Annotated in this window: 19 protein-coding genes; 15 read left to right on the forward strand and 4 right to left on the reverse strand. The window is 64.4% G+C overall.

Annotated features, from left to right (window positions below; translation table 11 throughout):
- The first annotated feature begins 2 nt into the window (after positions 1 to 2).
- From ACODS2_RS21630 to ACODS2_RS21695, 14 genes are all read left to right on the forward strand, one after another.
- Positions 3 to 3,257, forward strand: a complete 3,255-nt coding sequence (locus tag ACODS2_RS21630; protein WP_489000587.1) for an efflux RND transporter permease subunit — start codon at positions 3 to 5, stop codon at positions 3,255 to 3,257.
- Complete coding sequence (locus tag ACODS2_RS21635; RefSeq protein WP_179563637.1) at positions 3,257 to 3,595, forward strand: DUF190 domain-containing protein; 339 nt, start codon at positions 3,257 to 3,259, stop codon at positions 3,593 to 3,595. Before ACODS2_RS21630 ends, ACODS2_RS21635 begins: the two co-directional genes overlap by 1 nt.
- Before the next feature lie 155 nt (positions 3,596 to 3,750).
- Entirely contained in the window at positions 3,751 to 4,251 is a 501-nt protein-coding gene (locus ACODS2_RS21640; RefSeq protein ID WP_179563598.1) for an SRPBCC family protein, read from the forward strand.
- A 91-nt stretch (positions 4,252 to 4,342) separates the two neighbouring features.
- A complete protein-coding gene (locus tag ACODS2_RS21645) occupies positions 4,343 to 4,585 on the forward strand; it encodes a TFIIB-type zinc ribbon-containing protein (protein WP_489000603.1) in 243 nt (80 codons plus the stop codon).
- Between the two features lie 5 nt (positions 4,586 to 4,590).
- Positions 4,591 to 5,142 (forward strand): hypothetical protein, encoded by a 552-nt coding sequence (locus ACODS2_RS21650; RefSeq protein WP_183684901.1) that lies wholly within the window; start codon positions 4,591 to 4,593, stop codon positions 5,140 to 5,142.
- Positions 5,142 to 5,597: an MgtC/SapB family protein gene (locus ACODS2_RS21655; RefSeq protein ID WP_179563636.1), complete on the forward strand. Its 456-nt coding sequence runs from the start codon at positions 5,142 to 5,144 to the stop codon at positions 5,595 to 5,597. The genes ACODS2_RS21650 and ACODS2_RS21655 overlap by 1 nt, the downstream gene beginning before the upstream one ends.
- Positions 5,598 to 5,665: 68 nt before the next feature.
- Positions 5,666 to 6,079: a hypothetical protein gene (locus tag ACODS2_RS21660; RefSeq protein ID WP_179563596.1), complete on the forward strand. Its 414-nt coding sequence runs from the start codon at positions 5,666 to 5,668 to the stop codon at positions 6,077 to 6,079.
- A gap of 56 nt (positions 6,080 to 6,135) precedes the next feature.
- A complete protein-coding gene (locus tag ACODS2_RS21665) occupies positions 6,136 to 6,480 on the forward strand; it encodes an MliC family protein (RefSeq protein ID WP_261937551.1) in 345 nt (114 codons plus the stop codon).
- A 31-nt stretch (positions 6,481 to 6,511) separates the two neighbouring features.
- A complete protein-coding gene (locus ACODS2_RS21670; protein ID WP_179563594.1) occupies positions 6,512 to 7,195 on the forward strand; it encodes a ZIP family metal transporter in 684 nt (227 codons plus the stop codon).
- The gene (locus ACODS2_RS21675) at positions 7,192 to 7,797 is read left to right on the forward strand and encodes a cation diffusion facilitator family transporter (RefSeq protein ID WP_489000588.1); all 606 of its coding nucleotides are present in this window, start codon (positions 7,192 to 7,194) and stop codon (positions 7,795 to 7,797) included. Before ACODS2_RS21670 ends, ACODS2_RS21675 begins: the two co-directional genes overlap by 4 nt.
- Positions 7,797 to 10,325, forward strand: coding sequence for a heavy metal translocating P-type ATPase (locus tag ACODS2_RS21680; RefSeq protein ID WP_261937550.1), 2,529 nt, complete (start codon positions 7,797 to 7,799; stop codon positions 10,323 to 10,325). The genes ACODS2_RS21675 and ACODS2_RS21680 overlap by 1 nt, the downstream gene beginning before the upstream one ends.
- Positions 10,322 to 11,245 (forward strand): NAD(P)/FAD-dependent oxidoreductase, encoded by a 924-nt coding sequence (locus ACODS2_RS21685; protein WP_179563591.1) that lies wholly within the window; start codon positions 10,322 to 10,324, stop codon positions 11,243 to 11,245. The genes ACODS2_RS21680 and ACODS2_RS21685 overlap by 4 nt, the downstream gene beginning before the upstream one ends.
- On the forward strand, positions 11,242 to 11,991 hold the full coding sequence (locus tag ACODS2_RS21690; protein ID WP_179563590.1) for an HAD-IIB family hydrolase: 750 nt from the start codon (positions 11,242 to 11,244) through the stop codon (positions 11,989 to 11,991). Before ACODS2_RS21685 ends, ACODS2_RS21690 begins: the two co-directional genes overlap by 4 nt.
- A 337-nt stretch (positions 11,992 to 12,328) precedes the next feature.
- Positions 12,329 to 12,919: an ankyrin repeat domain-containing protein gene (locus ACODS2_RS21695; RefSeq protein WP_489000589.1), complete on the forward strand. Its 591-nt coding sequence runs from the start codon at positions 12,329 to 12,331 to the stop codon at positions 12,917 to 12,919.
- A 565-nt stretch (positions 12,920 to 13,484) separates the two neighbouring features.
- Here the strand turns inward: ACODS2_RS21695 and ACODS2_RS21700 are convergent.
- From ACODS2_RS21700 to ACODS2_RS21710, 3 genes are all read right to left on the reverse strand, one after another.
- Complete coding sequence (locus ACODS2_RS21700; protein WP_489000590.1) at positions 13,485 to 14,915, reverse strand: YncE family protein; 1,431 nt, start codon at positions 14,913 to 14,915, stop codon at positions 13,485 to 13,487.
- Complete coding sequence (gene copM, locus ACODS2_RS21705; protein WP_231627831.1) at positions 14,912 to 15,280, reverse strand: CopM family metallochaperone; 369 nt, start codon at positions 15,278 to 15,280, stop codon at positions 14,912 to 14,914. The genes ACODS2_RS21700 and copM overlap by 4 nt, the downstream gene beginning before the upstream one ends.
- 96 nt (positions 15,281 to 15,376) lie before the next feature.
- Positions 15,377 to 16,468 carry a YeiH family protein gene (locus ACODS2_RS21710; RefSeq protein WP_489000591.1) on the reverse strand — a complete coding sequence of 364 codons (1,092 nt, stop codon included), beginning with the start codon at positions 16,466 to 16,468 and terminating at the stop codon, positions 15,377 to 15,379.
- Between the two features lie 109 nt (positions 16,469 to 16,577).
- On the opposite strand from ACODS2_RS21710, the gene ACODS2_RS21715 reads away from it, so the two are divergent.
- Entirely contained in the window at positions 16,578 to 17,447 is an 870-nt protein-coding gene (locus ACODS2_RS21715; protein WP_489000592.1) for a LysR family transcriptional regulator, read from the forward strand.
- A gap of 268 nt (positions 17,448 to 17,715) precedes the next feature.
- Here the strand turns inward: ACODS2_RS21715 and ACODS2_RS21720 are convergent, their stop codons facing one another.
- A complete protein-coding gene (locus tag ACODS2_RS21720; RefSeq protein ID WP_489000593.1) occupies positions 17,716 to 19,134 on the reverse strand; it encodes an ISNCY family transposase in 1,419 nt (472 codons plus the stop codon).
- Positions 19,135 to 19,294 lie beyond the last annotated feature (160 nt).

Raw genomic sequence — 19,294 nt, forward strand, 5'->3', positions numbered from 1 at the left:
CCATGATAGCCAACCTTATGGCGCTCTCCGTCCGCGCCCGCTGGACGGTCCTCGCGTTGTTCCTCGTCATCGCCGGTCTCGGCGTATGGCAGCTCTCCAAGCTGCCGATCGACGCGGTGCCCGACATCACCACCAAACAGGTTCAGATCAACACGGTCGACCCGCGGCTCTCGCCGGTCGAGATCGAGAAACTTGTAACCTACCCGGTTGAAATCGCGCTCGCCGGCATCCCCGGCCTGGAAACGACACGCTCTATCTCGCGTAACGGCTTCAGCCAGGTCAGTGCGATCTTCACTGACGATACCGACCTCTATTTTGCGCGTCAGCAGGTCGGTGAACGGCTGCGCCAAGCGACAGAAAACCTGCCCGACGGCGTGCAGCCGCAGGTTGGACCGGTGTCGACCGGCCTCGGCGAAATCGTCATGTATACGGTTAATTATGCCAACCCGGACGGCAAGGGCGCCAAAAAAGTCGCCGGCCAACCCGGCTGGCAGCCTGACGGCAGCTATCTGACACCCGAAGGCGAGCGGCTGACCGATGCGGTGGCCAAAGCAAGCTACCTGCGCACCGTTCAGGATTGGATTATCGGGCCTCAGCTTCGGTCGGTTAAAGGCATTGCCGGGGTCGATTCGATTGGCGGCTATGCCAAGACCTTCGTGGTCGAGCCGGATCCGACGAAGCTCGCCAGTTTCGGTGTCTCGTACAGCGAGCTTGGCCAGGCTCTCGAAAACGCCAATCTTGCGGTCGGCGCGAATTACTATAACCGCGGGGGCGAAGCCTATCTGGTCCGCGTCGACTCACGCGTGCGAACCGTTGATGAAATCCGCAACGCGGTTGCGGCGACACGAGGCGGAACGCCAATTACTATCGGCCAGATCGCGAACGTCCGCGTTGGTGGCGATTTGCGGACGGGTGCCGGCAGCATGAACGGCCGGGAGGCGGTCATCGGCACTGTGCTGATGTTGATCGGCCAGAACAGCCGCGTTGTCGCTGAATCGGCAACTGCCAAGCTCGATCAGGTAGCAAAGACGCTGCCGCCGGGTATCGAGGTGAAGGTCGTGCTGAACCGCGCCGCGTTGGTTGGGGCCACGGTGGCTACGGTGCAGCGCAACCTCACCGAAGGCGCAATCCTCGTTGCGGCGTCGTTGTTTCTGCTGCTCGGCAACTGGCGCGCGGCGATTATCGCGACCCTGGTGATTCCCTTCTCGTTCCTGATGATGGCGATGGGGATGAACGCCTTCAAAGTCCCCGGCAACCTGATGAGCTTGGGCGCGCTCGACTTCGGTCTGATCGTCGACGGCGCGGTCATCATCATCGAAAACTGCCTCGCCAGACTGGCGCATCGACAGGAACATGAAGGCCGGCTGCTTTCTCTGCGAGAACGGCTGGAGGAGACGATGCGGGCCTCGCAGGAGATGATCAAGCCGACCGTCTTTGGCCAGGCCATCATCTTGCTCGCGTTCGCGCCGCTGCTCACCTTTACCGGCACCGAAGGCAAGACGTTCTCGCCGATGGCGATCACGATCATGCTGGCACTCGTGGCAGCGTTTGTGCTGGCGATCACGCTGGTGCCGGCGCTGGTGGCGATCATGATTCGCGGAAAAGTCGCGGAAAAGGACGTGTGGCTGATCCGGAAGTCCAAGGACCGCTACCTGCCGTTGCTGGACAAGGCGATCGCACGCCCGTGGCCGTTCATTCTGGGGGGGTTAGCCTTCTTCCTGGCGGCAATTCCTGCATTTGGCTTGCTGGGCTCGGAGTTCATTCCCCAGCTCGACGAGAAGAATCTCGCCTTCGCATCGACTCGCGTGCCCTCGGTCAGCCTCGATCAGTCGCTGGCGATGGAACGCAAGGTCGAAGAAGCGGTGATAAAGATTCCGGAAGTCGCCTTGATGTTTTCCAAGACCGGCACGGCGGAAGTAGCCAGCGACCCGATGCCGCCGAACGTATCCGACGGCTTCGTCATTCTGAAGGAGAAGGAAGAGTGGGCCGAGGGTACGACTAAAGCCGACGTGGTCGCGAAGATTGAGAAAGCTACCAAAGGGCTCCTCGGAAATCTCTACGAGGTCAGTCAGCCGATCCAGCTCCGCTTCAACGAACTAATCGCCGGTGTCCGCGGCGATGTCGCGATCAAGCTCTACGGCGACGATCTCGACAAGATGGCGCTGACCGCCAACGAGATGGTGCGGGTGCTTCAGACCGTACCCGGTGCGGCGAGCGTCAAGGCCGAGCAGGTCGGTGGTGCGCCGGCGCTTGATGTAAGGCTCGACCGCGCGGCGATAGCGCGGTTGGGTCTTACGGTGCGCGACGTCGCGGACACGGTTGCGGCAGGGCTCGGCGGCCGTGAATCGGGGCTCGTCTATGAGGGCGATCGGCGGTTCGATGTCACCGTGCGCGTGCCTGAGGCCACGCGCGCGAACCTTGACGAAATCCGGACGCTGCCGGTGCTGCTGCCGGAAGTCGAGGGACGGCCGCGTGCCCAGGTGCCGCTTGCGCAAGTGGCGCAAATCCGGCTGACGGAAGGTCTGAACCAGATCAGCCGGGAGAACGGCAAGCGTCGTGTGGTCGTCCAGGTCAATCTGGGCGGCCGCGATGCGGGTTCATTCGTCCAGGAAGCGCAGGCAAAGATCGCACAGGTCAAGTTGCCTGCCGGTTACTACCTCGAATGGGGCGGTCAGTTCGAGAATTTGGCAGCGGCATCGAAGCGGCTATCGATCGTGGTGCCGCTGTGCTTCCTGGTAATCTTCGGGTTGCTCTACATGGCACTCGGCGGCTTCGGCAGGGCAGCATCGGTGTTTTTGGCGGTGCCACTTGGTCTGGCGGGCGGCCTGTTTACCCTGCTGCTGACCGGCATCAACTTTTCGGTGTCGGCGGCGGTCGGGTTCATCTGTCTTGCCGGCGTGGCGGTGCTGAACGGCCTTGTTGTGATGTCCGCGATCCGGGAGCGCATCGAAGCTGGATTGCCGGTGGCGGAGGCGATCCGCCACGGCATGGCCGAGAAGATGCGGGCGGTCATCATGACCGGGTTCGTGCCCGCGATCGGCTTCGTGCCGATGGCGCTCGCCCACGGCACTGGTGCTGAGGTGCAGAAGCCGCTCGCCGTCACCGTGATCGGTGGTCTCGTCGCGGCCACCATCCTGACACTGCTGGTGCTGCCGGCGATCGCGAAAGTGATCCTCGGGCGGACCGATCGTCAAAATGAGCAAGAGGCGAGCACGCCGCATGGCGAGGAACCCGCCCACCTGAAAGGAGAAGCATGATGGTAGAACCTGTCCGGAAACTGCTGCGCATCTATACGGACGAGGCGGCCTATATCGGCGATCGCAAGGTCTTCGAATATGTGGCCTCGCTGGCGCGCGATCGAAAGATGGCTGGCCTGACGGTGCTGGAGGCGCTGATAGGCTTCGGGGCATCGGCGCACGTCCACCGACGCCATGTGCTTGAGAGTGATCGGGCAGTGGTGATCGAAATCGTCGATTTCGAGGACGCTTTGCGCGCGTTCGTGTCTGCCTTGAGCGATGTACCCGACATCGGGCTGATGACCCTTGAGGCGGTCGAGGTCATTGGTGGCAAGGCCAGCAAGACGCTGGAAGCCTAAGACTATGAACCGCGGTCCGGCAAGCGAGAGGGCTTGCGCCATGCAAGCCCTCGACGCCCCACCAGCTCCCATCAATCCCCCGCCCAATCGGGGAGGCGGCCGCCTCTGCGCGGCCTCCGGTTTCGCCGCGCCTTGGCCGGACAGGACAGGCAGCCATGAAGGAAGAGACAAGTTTCGAGTTCAATATGTCCGCGCTGCGGGTTTGGTCGCTGATCTCCGATCTGAGAGGCTACGCACGATGGCATCCGATCTATCGTATTGCGGGCGATGCCGAACGCGGTGCCGAAATGGACGTCACCTGGCTGCTCTTCAAAGGCGACCGCAAGATGACGACGCAAATGATCATCAACCGCCTGACCAAGCCCCAGCTCATCGGTTGGCAGATGGGCGTGAAGGGCTTCCTCACCTTCGACGAACGCTACGAGATCGAGCCGATCGCGAACGGTGTCTGCATTCACCATTCGGTCGAATGTCGTGGCATCATCGGCGGCCTGGCCGGCCGCATAATGCGCAAGGGTCTGCGGCGAACAATGCGGCTGCAGGATGCGGCGTTTCTCGCCCTCCTGCGCCGGCAATCGCGACTGCCAGGGCGGTCCATGCGGCATCATCGGCGCCCCATCAAACCACCGCCGCCTCGCGGTGCCGCGAACGACTAACGGGCCAGCATTCTAAAGAAGGGAATCCATCATGGTAGACAACCGTCCCTCCGCAGGGCTGCTATGCCCGACTTGCCGCGTCGATCTCGTCATGAGCGAGCGGCAGGGCATTGAGATCGACTATTGCCCGCAGTGTCGTGGCGTCTGGCTCGATCGCGGCGAACTCGACAAGATTATCGAGCGCAGCGCCGGCGATGACAGCGCGCGGCCGTTGAGCGGCGTTCGCCTCGGAATATCCGATGATCGCGGCCATGGCGATCATGGCGGAAAGCACGGCTACGAGCGGGGGCATAAGGGTCGCCGCAAGGGCTTCCTGAGCGAATTGTTCGACTGACTGCTATGGATCGGCCGCCACACAACGAGTCCTTCGGGTGTCCGTGTGAGAACGGCCCGCGCCATGGGCGTGCCCCCTGTAGCGCCCATGGCGACAGATTATGGAAAGTCGGGGAAATAGCGGCTCGGCGCCTTGGGAACGGCCCGGTTCGGGGGATCATACTCGCAACCGGGCTTGCTCTGGCGCCGGGCCTGCTCGGCTGCTCGCCAGCCACTAACAAGAGCGAGGCTGAAGCGTCGCGTGATCGCGAGCTGCCCAACTTCATCGGCGAGCATTTCTATGCCTGTCCTGATGGTTCACGCCTCGATGTCGACTTCCTCGGCGATGGCCTGACCCTCGACATAAAGACCCGACCGAACGCCGCTCCGGAACGCGTAACATCGCCGGCAAGCGGGCGGACCTATGTCGGTCGGAACCTCAACGTGTCGATCTCAGGCGGCGACCAGATCACACTCAAGCGCCCCGGTGCGCGCGCGCTGGCCTGCAAAAGGGTGCTCGCTTATCAAGATGCAGCGGACAGTGTGGCAGGCGGCCAAGGCAAAGGCTCGGCCGCATGATGACGCTGCCATATTGGGGAGAGACTCTTTCCCATGTCGTCAGTCTTGCGCTGGCCTATGCGCTTGCGCTTCCGGTTGGCTGGGACCGGGAGAAAGACGAACGCAGCGCTGGCATTCGCACTTTCCCGCTGGTCGCCATTGCCAGTTGCGGGTTCGTGCTCGTCGGCATCGCCATTCTCGGACGCACGTCTCCTGCCCAAGCACGCCTGCTCGAAGGATTGATCACCGGCGTCGGCTTCATCGGCGGCGGCGCCATATTGAAGTATCGCGGGAAAGCGTCGGGGACCGCGACCGCTGCAAGCCTGTGGTCGACCGGCGCACTGGGCGCCGCTGTCGGCTACGGTCTCTATGACATCGCGGTGGTTCTCAGTCTGACGACCTTTCTGACATTGCGCTTTTCCCATCCGCTGAAGCGCGCCTCCCAAAATCACCTCGAGCCGGCTGACCGGCAATGAAGCGCAATCGTCTCTCAAGTTCGCTGGTGAAATGGCGCCGGCCAAAAAGCGGTGGGCATTCAAGGCCCATGACTGCGCTTTCGAACGACGACCGTCGTTCGCGCTTGGTACGCTGGGCTTCTCTGCTCGAACGAGACCCAAATCAGCTTATCACTCTTCTAAGTCCGTCATGGGCATCGGGCGACGACGACGCACCGATGGCAGGGAAACCAAGTGCCATTGACTTGGCGTTTGCCGACCCGGTTTTTCGGGTGACGGGTCTCACGGGACGCTCTCGGGGCGACGTGAAGTCGTTTTTCCAGCTTTCGGATACCGAATTGGACCGGATCGCTGCCGGGTCTTGGCGCGTCCGGATGCGCCCTGCCTGGCAGATCGCCGTGCGCATCCGCAACGTCGGCGATCCGCGACAGGAAAAGCTGCTGCTCTTGGGCATCATGGTCATGATCGCCGTCGTCGTCGGAGCTGCGCAATGGCTTGGATGAGCATCAGGATTTTCCCGGAGGCATTGATGACGCCAATGCGGATTGGGATCGCCAGCATGAGCGTTGCGCTGGCGCTATCGGGCTGTTCCGAACAACCTCGCAAGGCGCCGCCGACCGAACAGGAAATCCACGCCGGGGACAGCGGGGATGCCAGCGGCATCCCCGGTCGCCACCCCTATCGGTGCGACGACGATCGCCCGCTCCTCGTCGACTTCAAGAATGAGGGCCTGACGCTCGAGCTGCGCCGCGACGGGGACGCTGCGCCGGTTGTCCTGACCGCGCCTGCGGCCGGGCTTCAATATGTCGGCGACACGATGAGCGCGATGTTCTCGGGCAACGAACTCAAGATCGAGGAAGGGGACAAGCCCCCCGTCTTGTGCAGGAAGGATACGAGCTTGTGACCAACCCACCCGGCACAGAGGGGCGCTGACGATGGCGGCGCTCAAATTCTCCCTGATCCCGATGATCGCGATCATGATCGGCGCGCTGATCGCCGGATGGCGCACTCCCGGCGAGAAGCTGGTGGCGGCCATGCAGCATCTCGCGGCCGGCGTGGTGTTCGCCGCTGCTGCGACGGAGATCCTGCCGCTGGTGATGCACGGCGGTTCTCCGACCGCGACGTTGATCGGCGGAGCGCTGGGCGTCGCCGTGATGCTCGGCCTGAAGGCGGCCGAAAGCCGGTTTGAGGGGCCTGTCGCGCTGCTCGCCGCGATCGGGCTCGATCTGGCGATAGATGGCCTTGTTCTCGGTCTCGCCTTCATCGCCGGCGAGAAGGCGGGCACGCTGTTGGCCGTCGCACTGACCCTCGAAGTGCTGTTCCTGGCCCTGACCCTCACCAACGATCTGGTGGGGCGGTATCGCAAGGCAAAGGCGATCGGCCTGACTTGCGCGCTGGCGGTGCTTGTGCCTATCGGTGCGCTGATCGCGCAGCCGGTGGCGTTGCTGACGCCGATATGGATCACCGGCTTCCTGAGCTTCGGCCTTATGGCGCTGCTCTATCTCGTCACCGAAGAGTTGCTGGTCGAAGCGCACGAGAAGCCGGACTCGCCGCTTATCAGCGCGATGTTCTTCGTCGGCTTCCTCGTCCTCCTGCTGATCGAGGAAATCATGGCATGACGGCTACACCGGACGCAAAGGTCTCGGCCGAGAGGCGCACGCTTTGGATCGTGCTGTTGCTCAACGCGGCGATCGCCGCCGGCTTCTTCGTGACCGGCCTGACTGGCGATTCCAGCGCGCTCATCGCCAATGGCGTCGATAACCTCTCCGACACGGCCGTCTATGGGCTGAGCCTCGTCGCGCTGAGCCACGGGCGCACATGGAAGACACGGGCTGCAACCGTGTCGGGCGTGGTGCTACTCATCTTTGCGGGCGGCATCCTGCTCGACGTCGGCCGTCGCTATATCCATGGCAGTGAACCGATCGGGCCGACAATGATGGTGATGTCGGCGATTGCCGGTGTCGTGAACTATATCTGTTTGCGTCTGCTGCAACGGCTCAAGCAGCCCGATGTTAATCTGCGCGCGGCGACCACTTTCAGCTTCAACGATTTCATCTCCAACGGCGGCATACTGATCGCGGGGGCGTTGGTGCTGTGGCTGGGAACGAATTGGCCCGATCTATTGGTCGGCCTGGGTACCGCTCTGATCGCGATCAAGGGCGGCATCGAAATCCTGCGCGATGCGCGGGCAGAAACCAAGACCAACGCGGAGACGGCGTGATGACCGAAAAACTCGAACTCGATATTCCCGTCCTTCTGCCCGAGGTTCCCGACGTGGCCGATGCCTGTGTAGGGCGCCTCGTCTCGACGTTGAGCGCCAAACCCGGCGTCGAGCGCGCGCACGTCCTGCCCGCCGATGGCGACACACCGGCAAAGCTGTGCATCCATTTCGACGGGGCGGCCCTGCCGCTGCCGCGTGTGCGCGAGATGGTGCGGGCGGCGGGCGCCGAGATCAGCGGGCGATACGGCCATGCGACATGGCAGGTCGAGGGGATCGGGCACGAACGCCGCGCCCGCACCGTCGGCGAAACCCTGTGCCAAGTGCCCGGCGTGCTGCAGGCCGACGCCAGCGCCTCGGGCAGCGTCCGGGTCGAATATGACAAGGAGCGCGTCGATGAGGCCGCGATCGTCGCGGCGCTGGGCAAGCTCAAGGTCAAGCCGGGCAAGCGGACGGGCTCCGATCATGCTGGACACGATCACGGCGCCGACGGCCATGCCGGGCACGATCACGGGTCTGGTGGCCATGCGGAGGGCGCGGAAAAGCACGGACCGGATGATGGTCACGATCACGCCCACGCCAATTTCCTCGGCCCCAATACCGAGCTGATCTTTGCGCTTGCCTGCGGCACGCTGCTGGCGATCGGCTTCGCGATCGAGAAGCTGGTGGCGGGTACGCCCGACTGGCTGCCGACCGCCTTCTATGTCGGCGCCTATGTGTTCGGCGGCTTCTTCACGCTGCGCGAGGCGATCGACAATCTGAAGCTGAAGAAATTCGAGATCGATACGCTGATGCTCGTCGCGGCCGCCGGCGCCGCGGCGCTCGGTGCCTGGGCGGAAGGCGCGCTGCTGCTGTTCCTGTTCAGCCTCGGCCATGCGCTCGAGCATTACGCGATGGGTCGCGCCAAGCGCGCAATCGAGGCGCTGGCCGAACTTGCGCCCGACAAGGCGACGGTGCGCCGTGACGGGCAGACGACGGAGATTCCGGTCGAGGAGCTGGTGGTCGGCGACGTGGTGGTCGTGCGCCCGAACGAACGCCTGCCCGCCGATGGCTTCGTCATCAAGGGGTCGAGCGCGATCAACCAGGCCCCCGTCACCGGCGAGAGCATCCCAGTCGACAAGGAGCCGGTCGCCGATGTCGAGGCGGCGCGCGCGAAGCCCGATGCGGTCGAGGCGACGTCGCGGGTGTTCGCCGGCACGATCAACGGCGGCGCTGCGATCGAGATCGAGGTGACGCGGCGTTCCAACGAAAGTGCGCTCGCGAAGGTCGTGAAAATGGTGAGCGAAGCGGAGACGCAGAAGTCGCCCACGCAGCGGTTCACCGATCGGTTCGAGCGCGTCTTCGTGCCGGCGGTGCTGGCACTCTCGTTCATCCTGCTGTTCGCGTGGGTTGTGATCGACGAGCCGTTCCGCGACAGCTTCTATCGCGCGATGGCGGTGCTGGTCGCCGCCAGCCCCTGTGCCCTGGCGATCGCCACCCCGAGCGCGGTGCTGTCCGGCGTCGCGCGGGCCGCACGCGGCGGCGTGCTGGTAAAGGGCGGCGCGCCGCTCGAAAACCTCGGCTCGCTAAAGGCGATCGCTTTCGACAAGACGGGGACGCTGACGGAAGGGCGCCCCCGCATCACCGATGTCGTCCCCGTCGACGGCGCGAGCGAAGAGGATCTGTTGGCGCTCGCGGTCGCAGTCGAGGGCTTGAGCGATCACCCGCTGGCACAGGCGATCGTGAAAGATGGACGCGAGCGCTTGGGCGGGCGCGAGCTGCCGACCGCGACCGATCTCAAGAGCCTGACAGGTCGCGGTGTCACCGCGACCGTCGATGGCGAGACGGTGTGGATCGGCAAGGCCGAGATGTTCGGCGTGGAGGGTATCCCCACGCTGAACGCGGCCGCGACCGACGCGATTGCAACCCTGCGCGAGGGCGGGCGCACCACGATGGTCGTCCGCAAGGGCGATAAGGACATCGGCGCGATCGGGCTGATGGACACGCCGCGCGAGGCGGCCAAAGTTGCGCTCAAGCGGCTGCGCGAGATGGGCATCACCCGGATGATTATGATCTCCGGCGACCACCAGAAGGTGGCCGACGCCATCGCCAAGGATGTCGGGCTCGACGAGGCATGGGGCGACCTGATGCCGGAGGATAAGGTTGCCTCGATCAAGAAGCTCGCCGGCGAAGACAAGGTTGCGATGGTCGGCGATGGCGTCAACGATGCGCCGGCGATGGCGTCGGCGACCGTCGGCATCGCGATGGGCGCTGCGGGCTCGGACGTGGCGCTGGAAACGGCGGACGTCGCGCTGATGGCCGACGATCTCGCGCACCTGCCATTCGCGGTGGGTCTGAGCCGACACACCCGCGGTATTATCCGGCAGAATGTGTTCGTCAGCCTCGGCGTCGTGGCGTTCCTCGTGCCCGCGACGATCTTGGGCCTGGGCATCGGCCCGGCGGTCGCGATGCATGAAGGCTCGACGCTGCTGGTCGTGTTCAATGCGCTGCGGCTGCTCGCCTACCGCGATCCGGCGACGCAAGCGGCATGACGGCGGACCGCTACGATGCCCTGATCGTCGGCGGCGGCCCCGGGGGCCTCACGGCGGCGATCTACCTTGCGCGATATCACCGCCGCGTGGTCGTGGTCGACGAAGGGCATAGCCGAGCGAAATGGATACCGCTCTCCCATAATCATGCCGGCTTTCCGGATGGGATCGCGGGCGAAGAGCTGCTGCGGCGGATGCGCGAACAGGCCAAACGCTACGGCGCGACGATCCTGACGGATCGCATCGAGAACATCGACGGTAAGGTGGATGGTTTCGAAGCGCGAGGGTCCACCGTGACGATCTCCGCGCGTGCCGTCTTGATCGCAACCGGGGTCGAAAATCGCCGACCTGCGCTCGATGCAGATACGCACCGCGACGCCCTCCAGCGGGGAGCCCTGCGCTATTGCCCGGTCTGCGACGGTTACGAAGCGACCGGGCTGGCGATCGGGGTGATCGGCGCGGATACGCACGGCGTCGCGGAGGCGCTGTTCCTGCGCACCTTCTCGGACCGGATCACGCTGGTCGCGCATGAAACAATTGACCTGAGTGTTGACGATCGCTCCGCGCTCGCGGCGGCCGGAATCAAGATCGCGGCGAGACCGCTGGCCCGAATGGACTTTTCGGGCGATCGGGTCGCGCTCCACCTGACCGACGGCAGCGAGCTGCACGTCGACACGGTGTATCCGGCGCTCGGGTCGGACAGCAACAATGCGCTTGCGCGCCAGCTCGGTGTCGAGCTGAGCGACGATCGCTGCATCGTCGTCGATACCAAGCAGCGCGCGAGCGTCGCCGGCGTCTATGCGGCGGGCGATATCGTCATGTCGCTCGATCAGATCAGCGTCGCGATGGGCCATGCGGCAATCGCCGCGACCGCCCTCCACAACGATCTGCGCAACCGCGACGGGGAGGGCACCGCGTCGTGAAATGGCTGATCGTATTCGACCTCGACGGGACGCTTGCGGAGAGCAAGCGCCCCTTGTCGGCCGAGATGGCGGCGACGCTCGCGCGTCTGCTGGCCGTGGTCGATGTCGCGGTGATCTCGGGCGGCGACTGGCCGCAATTCGACCGGCAAGTCGCCTCGCGCTTGCCGATCGACGCCGCGCGCGAGCGACTATGGCTGATGCCGACCACCGGCACGAAGCTCTACCGCTTTGTCGACGGTGCGTGGCGCGCGATCTATGCTGAGTTGTTCGATGACGCGGAGAAGGCGAGCATCCGCGCAGCCTTCGACCGTGCGCTGTCGGAAGCGGGGCTTGCCGACGAACGCTTTTGGGGCGAACGGATCGAGGATCGGGGAAGCCAGATTACCTTTTCCGGCCTCGGCCAGGATGCGCCGCTGGAAGCGAAGGAGGGCTGGGATCGCGATCGCGCCAAGCGGACCGCGATCCAGAAGACGCTGCGGGCGGCGCTGCCCGGCCTTTCGATCAACCTGGGCGGCACCACGTCGATCGATGTCACCCGCGCCGGCGTCGACAAGGGTTATGGACTGAAGCGGCTGAGCAAGGAAAGCGGCGTGCCGCTGGCCGGGATGCTCTTCCTCGGCGATGCGATCTACCCCGGCGGCAACGACTATCCGGCGGCGGAAATCGGCGTGGATACGGTGAAGGTCCGCGACGTCGCCGAAACCGCCGCCGTCGTGTCGGCGATCATTGCTTGCCTGAAGCGCTGAGAGCCGAAATAACAAGGGCCGGAAATCTGTTGGCGCCAGTTAGAAAAGGCACATTCCGCAGCAAGATAGAAATGGCACAAACGCCGTTGGCAGCGGGGGCTGCGTGGAGCCCCCCACACAGCGCAGCGCTGCCCCCGCTGATGCCCCAACTCCCCGGCTTCTGACCCCGGACCCGCTGCGCACGCAGTGGGCCCGGTCACACCGCCTCAACTGCCTGTGCTCGTGCTATCGGGTAGGGAGTCGATGGCAGCTTCGGGAGAGAAAGCGGACCGGCAGCTCGCGCCCCATTTGCAGTCGTTCGCGATATCCGCCACGATCTTTGCGGAAGGAACGAGGGATGCCCGACGAAGTGAAGCCTTATCCGCTGATTACCGACGCGATCAGGCGAGATCAGGTTGAACAGGTGGCGAGCCTGTTTGATCGATACCCTGAGATGGAGGGCCTTCGCGTGCCCGCGTTCGGAACATGGCTTCATTACGCCGCAGCGCACAGCAGCGCGTCAATGCTGGCGTGGCTGGTTGCGCGCGGTTTTGATCCTTGTTCGATGGGCGGACCAGAAGGCGAGACCCCGGTCGAGATGGCAGCGGTCAACGGGAGGGATGAGAATGTCAGCTTTTTCTTAGGCCTTGGCGTGCCGCTTGATACCTCAACGGCAATACGGAATCCCCTTTTCTCCGCCGTTCTCAGTCGTTCCTTGAAGGTGTCACAACTTCTGCTTGAGGCAGGGATCGATACATCGCCACGCTACAGCATCGGCTCGTCAGGTCAAACCTTGGGCGCTTTAGGCTTTGCGATGCTTCACGGAGCACGCGACATCGCGCGAGCAATTGCCCTGCATAGCAACGGGGGAGACGTTGGCTTAGCTGACGAGGCGATGGCAGACGGACTGGATATTGCGGTGGCGATCGGGTCGGATAGCGCCAATTAAGAACGTCCGCTTTCCACCAATCTCGGTCGCGCTGGATAGGAGAAGAGCTAGAAGCGGACGTTGGCCGGCAACGAGCAGCGAATGGCCGCTTTCGGCGCGACCGCTCGCCTGAACGGCCGAGAGTGGTGGAAGCCGGACATGACCGCTTTCGGAGGACGAAATCGGCATAGCTGCCGTTGAGTGAGCCCCGCCGTGGGGCGCCTTCCGACCAATTATTGCCGTTCCGGTTAGGTCACGTGTACGGCCGCTATCTCCAAAAGCGGCCACTCATGGGTTTTCGACCAAGCACTCACATTGTTCGGTCGAAGGCCATTCTTTGCATACGCCTCCGCACACACATTGCCTGCTGCGCCACACCATTTGGCAGTTCAACCTCTTCATCTCTCTGGGGCAGGTTCGGGAAAGATCGATTTGAAACAGATTTTGGGAAAACTGCCACCTATAAGCATAGGAAAAACCACTGCGCTCGTACCATCCCGTCCCATTGGAAATTCGTTTTCGAAAATGGGCAGTCAAGAACGAGCATCTGTGGCGTCCCCGATGCTCGTTCCGAAACGGGCGTCCGTTACTTTTTGACCTGCCGTTGCACGACGGTGCCCACAGATTCCGGCTGACCGGAGGCGATCACCAGATAGCGGCGCGATCGTGCGGGGGCAGCCGGCGTGACGATCTGCCGCAGGGGGCCAACCGCGTTGACGATCGCACCGCCGGCGGGATTGGTCATGAACTTGGCGAGCGGTTCGACCGGGCCGTTGCCATCGGGACTGGTCGACAGGCCCAGCACGAACGGCATCTTCGGCGGCAGGCCCGCGACGGCGGCCTGCAGGATCTGCACCTGCCCCTGATCGAACAGCGTCACCTGGCTCTGTCCGGTGCCGGAGAGGGTCAGTTGCACCTTCTCGCCCGCCTTGGCGAGCGGTTGAAGACCGGCCATGCCATCGCCTGAGGGCACCGCGCCGGGAGCATAGGCGACCCCCTGCGGGCCTTGCCCGATCGGTATGGTGGCGATAACCCTGTTCGTCGCGGTGTCGATCGCGGCCACCGCATCGGCATTCTCCAGGCCGACATAGATGCGGCTGCCATCGCCCGAGGGCCACAGCCCGTGCGGCAACGCTCCAACGGGGATCGTCGCGACCTGGGCGAAATTATCGGTGCGGAACACCTTCACGACATTCTCGGTGCCGACCGTCACATAGGCGAACTGCCCGCGTGGCGTCTTAGCGATGTTGACGTGGTTGGTGATCGCTCCCGTCGCGAAGCTCTTCAGCACCGCGAACGGAGGCCTGGCGTCGAACACCATGACCTTCCCGATGTCCTTCAGCGTCAGCCACACCTGCTTGCCATCGGGCGTCGCGGCGATGTCAGGGCAGAAGGGGCTTTCCTGCTTCACCCGGCCGACGATCCGCTTCGACGTGGTGTCGATCACGACGGTTTCGGGCGAGAAGCTGGAGCAGACATAGCCATACTTCCCATCTGGCGAGAAGATCGTCATGCCGGGACCGTTCGGGACGGGAATGCGGCCCGCCTCCTTGTAGGTCGCGCCATCGAGGACGGCGATATAATCCTCGCCGCGTACGCTGACCCAGACCTCGCGGCCGTCGGGGCGGAAGAAGGCCTCGTGCGGGCTGCGGCCGACATAGGTCGTGTGGCGGACACTGTTGGTGGCGGTGTCAATGAAACTGACCGCATTCGATCCGATCGACACGACGGCGAGCGTCCGCCGGTCGGGCGAGAAGCCCATGCCGTGGACCAGCAACTGCCCACGATAGAGCGGGCTGAGGTTCATCGGCGTCGGATCGCCCAGCTTGATGACGCCGAGCAGCCGGTTGGTCGACGGATCGATGACCGACACGGTGTTGGAAAACTGGTCCGAGGTATAGAACCGGTCGCCGGACGAGACGGGCATGTCAGGCTGTGCGTTCGGCACCTGCTGCGCGGTCGCCGCGGCGGGGGCCAGCAAGGTGCCGGCAAGGGCTGCGAGGATCAGCTGCTTCACCGATGGGTTCCTTCCGAGTGGTGGGTCTGGGGAGCGGCGGGAGCGCCGCCCTTTTCGTTCAGGATGGCCTGCATCACCGCGATCTCCTGCCGTTGCTCGACGATGATCCCCTGCGCCAGACGGCGTAGCCGCTCGTCCTTGCCGAAGCGGAGTTCCGCCTCTGCCATGTCGATGGCGCCCTGATGATGCGGGATCATCATCGCGGCGAAGTCGCGGTCGGGATCGCCAGTCGACGGGACTGCCATCGCCTGATGCATGCGCTGCATCGCGCCGGCCATCACGGTGGCGAAGTCGCTGGTCTGGGCCAGCGCCGCGCCACTGACCAGAGCGGCAGCAGCGAGCGCTGTCTTGAGCGGGATTCTCACGATATCGGCAACTCCATACGGTCGGACACGGGAGGTCCACGCATCCGGCTCAACATAAACCCATGTTATTCGATCCGCTCCGGCCACGATCGGCCGTCAGGCGATGTGTAACACGGCCAGCAGGGACATGCTGATCACGCCCAGGCCGAGCAGCGACAGCACCACCGCGGCCGTCACCTTGCCGCCCGCCTTGGCGACGGTGCGGACGTCCACGCCCAGTCCCAGCGCTGCCATCGACACCACGGTCAGCAAGGTGGAGATGCGGCCGATCGGCGCAATCGCGGCGGACGGCACCAGCCCGAACGACCGACAGGCGACCATCACGAGAAAGCCGACGATGAACCACGGGACCAAATGGGCGAGGTCGAACTTTCTTACCCTTGCGGTGCCCGCCACGACCTCTCCCGCTGGTAGCTCCTGCGGGGCAAGGCGCGGCGCAATCAGCGACAGGACGAGGCAGACTGGCCCCAGCATCAGCACGCGGACGAGCTTGACCAACGTCCCCATCTGCACCGCCGCAGCCCCCAGTGGCGAGGCGGCCGCAATCACCTGCGGCACCGCGTACACGGTCAGTCCGGCCAGCGCCCCGAAGGCGATGCCGCTCATGCCGAGCGCGATCCCGAGCAGCGGCAGGCCCAGCACGACGATGACGCCCAGCACGGCGGTGAACGCGATGGAAGCGGCTACATCGTCGCTGTCGGCTTCGATCACCGGTGCTACCGCGGCAATGGCTGAGTTGCCGCAGATCGAGTTGCCGCATGCGACCAGCAGCGCCATCCGCGTCGGCAGGCCCAGCAGGCGACCGATACCGAAGCTCAGCAGGATCGCACTTGCCACCACGCCGGCGATCCCGACGAGAAGCGGCACGCCGGCAGCCACGATTGTGGCGGCACTGACGGAAGCTCCGAGCAGGACGACCGCGACTTCCAACAGATATTTGGCGCTGAACGCGATGCCGTCGTGCCATCTGTCACCGGGCGTCCAAAGGCTGCGGATGGCGGTGCCGATCAGAATGGCGAGCACCAACGCCTCCAGCCAGGCCTTGCCCGCGACGGCGCGCTCACCAGCTTCCAGCGCATAGGCGGTGCCGGTCACAGTCAGACACAGACCGATACCCGGCATGAGGGGGAGCAGTCGGTCAGACCGGCCGATGGGTGTGACAGTGTTGGGTCGGGCAACGGTCGTCATGGGGATATTCCTTCCGCCGCATCATCTATGCCGTGATCACCGATCGTTCCAACGCATCTATATTATCATTCCGATCGCCAGACATGATTGATTGAGATACAGGGCCGGCATGACGCTGGAACAGCTTCGCATCTTCGTCGCCGTGGCCGAGCGCGAGCATATGACGGCGGCTGCCCGCGCGCTTAACGTCACTCAATCGGCGGCTTCTGCGGCTATTGCTGCGCTGGAGGAACGGCATGCGATCAAGCTGTTCCACCGTGTCGGGCGCGGTATCATGCTGACCGAGGCCGGACGACTGTTCCTGGCGGAAGCGCGCGGCGTTCTGGCGCGGGCGGAAGCAGCTGAGACGGTGCTGCGCGACCTGGGCGGCCTGGCGCGGGGCACACTTCGGGTCGTCGCCAGCCAGACAATCGCTGCCTATTGGCTGCCGCCCTTCCTCGCGACCTTCCACGCGCGTCACCCGGCGATCGACATCGACCTGGCGATCGGGAACAGCGAACAGGCGGCCGCGCGCGTCCACGATGGCGCGGCGGACCTGGGGATCATCGAAGGGCAGATCGACGATCCGGCATTGGCGCATTGGCGGATAGGTGAGGATCGATTGCTGCTGATCGGGGCCAGGCCGTTTGGGAATGCGCCGATCGACGCCGCCTGGCTGTGTCAGGCGCGCTGGGTGCTGCGCGAAGCGGGGTCCGGCACGCGCTCGACCTTCGACAGCCACTTGCGCCGCCTGGGCGTCGATCCAGCCACCCTCGACGTGGCACTGACAATGCCCTCGAACGAGAGCGTCCGCACGGCCGTCGAGGCGGGCGCTGGCGTCGCCGTTCTGTCAGCGCTGGTGGTCGAACCCGCCATCGCAGCAGGCACGCTGCACGCCGCCCCGATCGCGTTCGAGCCGCGCCCTTTCTTCGGGTTGCGACACAAGGAGCGCTATCGCACGAAAGCCGCAGACGCCCTGTTGGACGTGATCGGGGCATAGCAGAAGCGACCTTTGAGCTGCGCGTCCAAGGGCGCGAGTGCTGGCGAGATATGCGCGTTGCTGTTTCGCCATCCTTCGGGACGCTCGTGAACGGCTGCTCCCGGTTGAACCCGCCGTTCGGCTCGGCCGCCTAGATGGTGGGTTTGTCCCAGGCCAAGCCAATCCAAGCCTCGCCGTCGGAGGTGAACAAACGGCGGGTTTCGGGTTCCACAAATGCGGCGGTGAACGACGGGGATTGGGCGAGAGCGGACCGGCAGCTTTTTCATCATCAGCGGACAGTCTGCTTTTCCCCGACGGCAGTGTCCAGCTGACGCTTAACGCGGGGGAGGGGCGGTCTTCCTCGTCGCTTTGGGGGCTCGTTCCCCAATCGACCGTCATCCAGAACCACCCGCGGCGTAGCGAAAACGCCCACCGACTGTGAGCTGCGAGCGGGCGCATTGTTGTTCCGCTGCCGGTGGTGCGGGTTGGCGCTCTGCATAGCCTGCGCCATCGCCAGGGCAGCGCCAAGCCGCTTGTTCTCGACGATCTCGGCCTGGTTGACCCGCTGCATCTTGTCGTAGACGCGATGGGGCAGGACCACTTCACCGTGCCGCACCTCAATGCGTCCATCGGGAAATTCGCAAACGTGGACGCGCTTGCGGGCGAGCGTCCGCGCCAGCGGCGTCGGCTCCAGGATGAACATCGCCTTGTTGTAGTGGAGCGCCAGAGCGCCGGTGACGGAGCGCTCAACGCGCCAGACCATCTCGGCCTCCACATTCTCGTGCGGAGCGAGGGGCCGATGGGCGTCCCGAGGGTCCGCAGGTGGGCAGGCGAACTGAGCATTGTGGCGCAGGAGGTAAGAGGGGAGGAAGGTGTTGGCCTCTTCGATGGAGGAGATGCCTTCGAGCCGCATCGCTTTCACGAGGCGGTTCTGGAGTGTGCTGTTCGCCCGCTCGACCCGCCCCTTGGCCTGGGGGGAGTTGGCGCAGATGATCTCGACGCCGAGCTTGTCGAGCGCACGGCCCAGGTGCGACATGCCGTCGCTGTCGGCAGTCGCGCGGTTGTTCCGAAAGGCGCTGTGCTTGTCCGAATAGAAGGCGATCGGCTTGCCGTGCTGCTCCAGATAGGTCCGCGTCGCCTGCAGGTAGGAGAGGGCGCTCTCGCTCTCCGCCATCTCGAGGTGCATCAGCTCGCTCGTCGCATCGTCGATATAGACCAGCAGGCTGCAGCGGGGGCCGCGGCCCTCGAACCAGTCATGATCCGAGCCGTCGACCTGGATGAGCTCGCCGCGGCGCTCGCGCCGGTTGCGGGTCTGGTGAATCCTGGCGCGCTTGGCGGTCTTGGCTTTCCAAAGGCCGGCGCCGATCATCAGCTGGCGCAGCGTCTCGTGCGAGAGCGCGATGCCGTGGCGCTCGGCCAGATACTCGGCCGCCAACGTCGGCCCAAAATCGGCGTAGCGCTCGCGGACGATGCCGAGGATCTGCTCCCGGTAGGTTTCGCTCAACCGGCGGTTGCTCGGCCGACCGCGCTTGCGGGACACAAGGCCAGCAGCGCCGTCAGCACGGAACCGGTCGAGCAGCCGGTACACCTGGCGCCGGCAAAGCCTGAGCAGCTCGCCAGCCTCGCTTGCGGTAATCTCACCCCGCTCGACCCGCTGCAGCGTTTCGTACCGTGACAACTCGCTCCGGCTCATCGCGACCACCGTCATCAGCGTGCCCCCAATTGCTCGGGCGGCATGCCACTCGAAAGGCGCCGACCAGAGATTGTGACATCTCTATCTGGCGCAAGAGTGACATTTGTACGTTGCGCTTACACAAGGGCCGGAAATCTGTTGGCGCCAGTTAGAAAAGGCACATTCCGCAGCAAGA

The organism is Novosphingobium sp. FG137 (assembly GCF_057809735.1).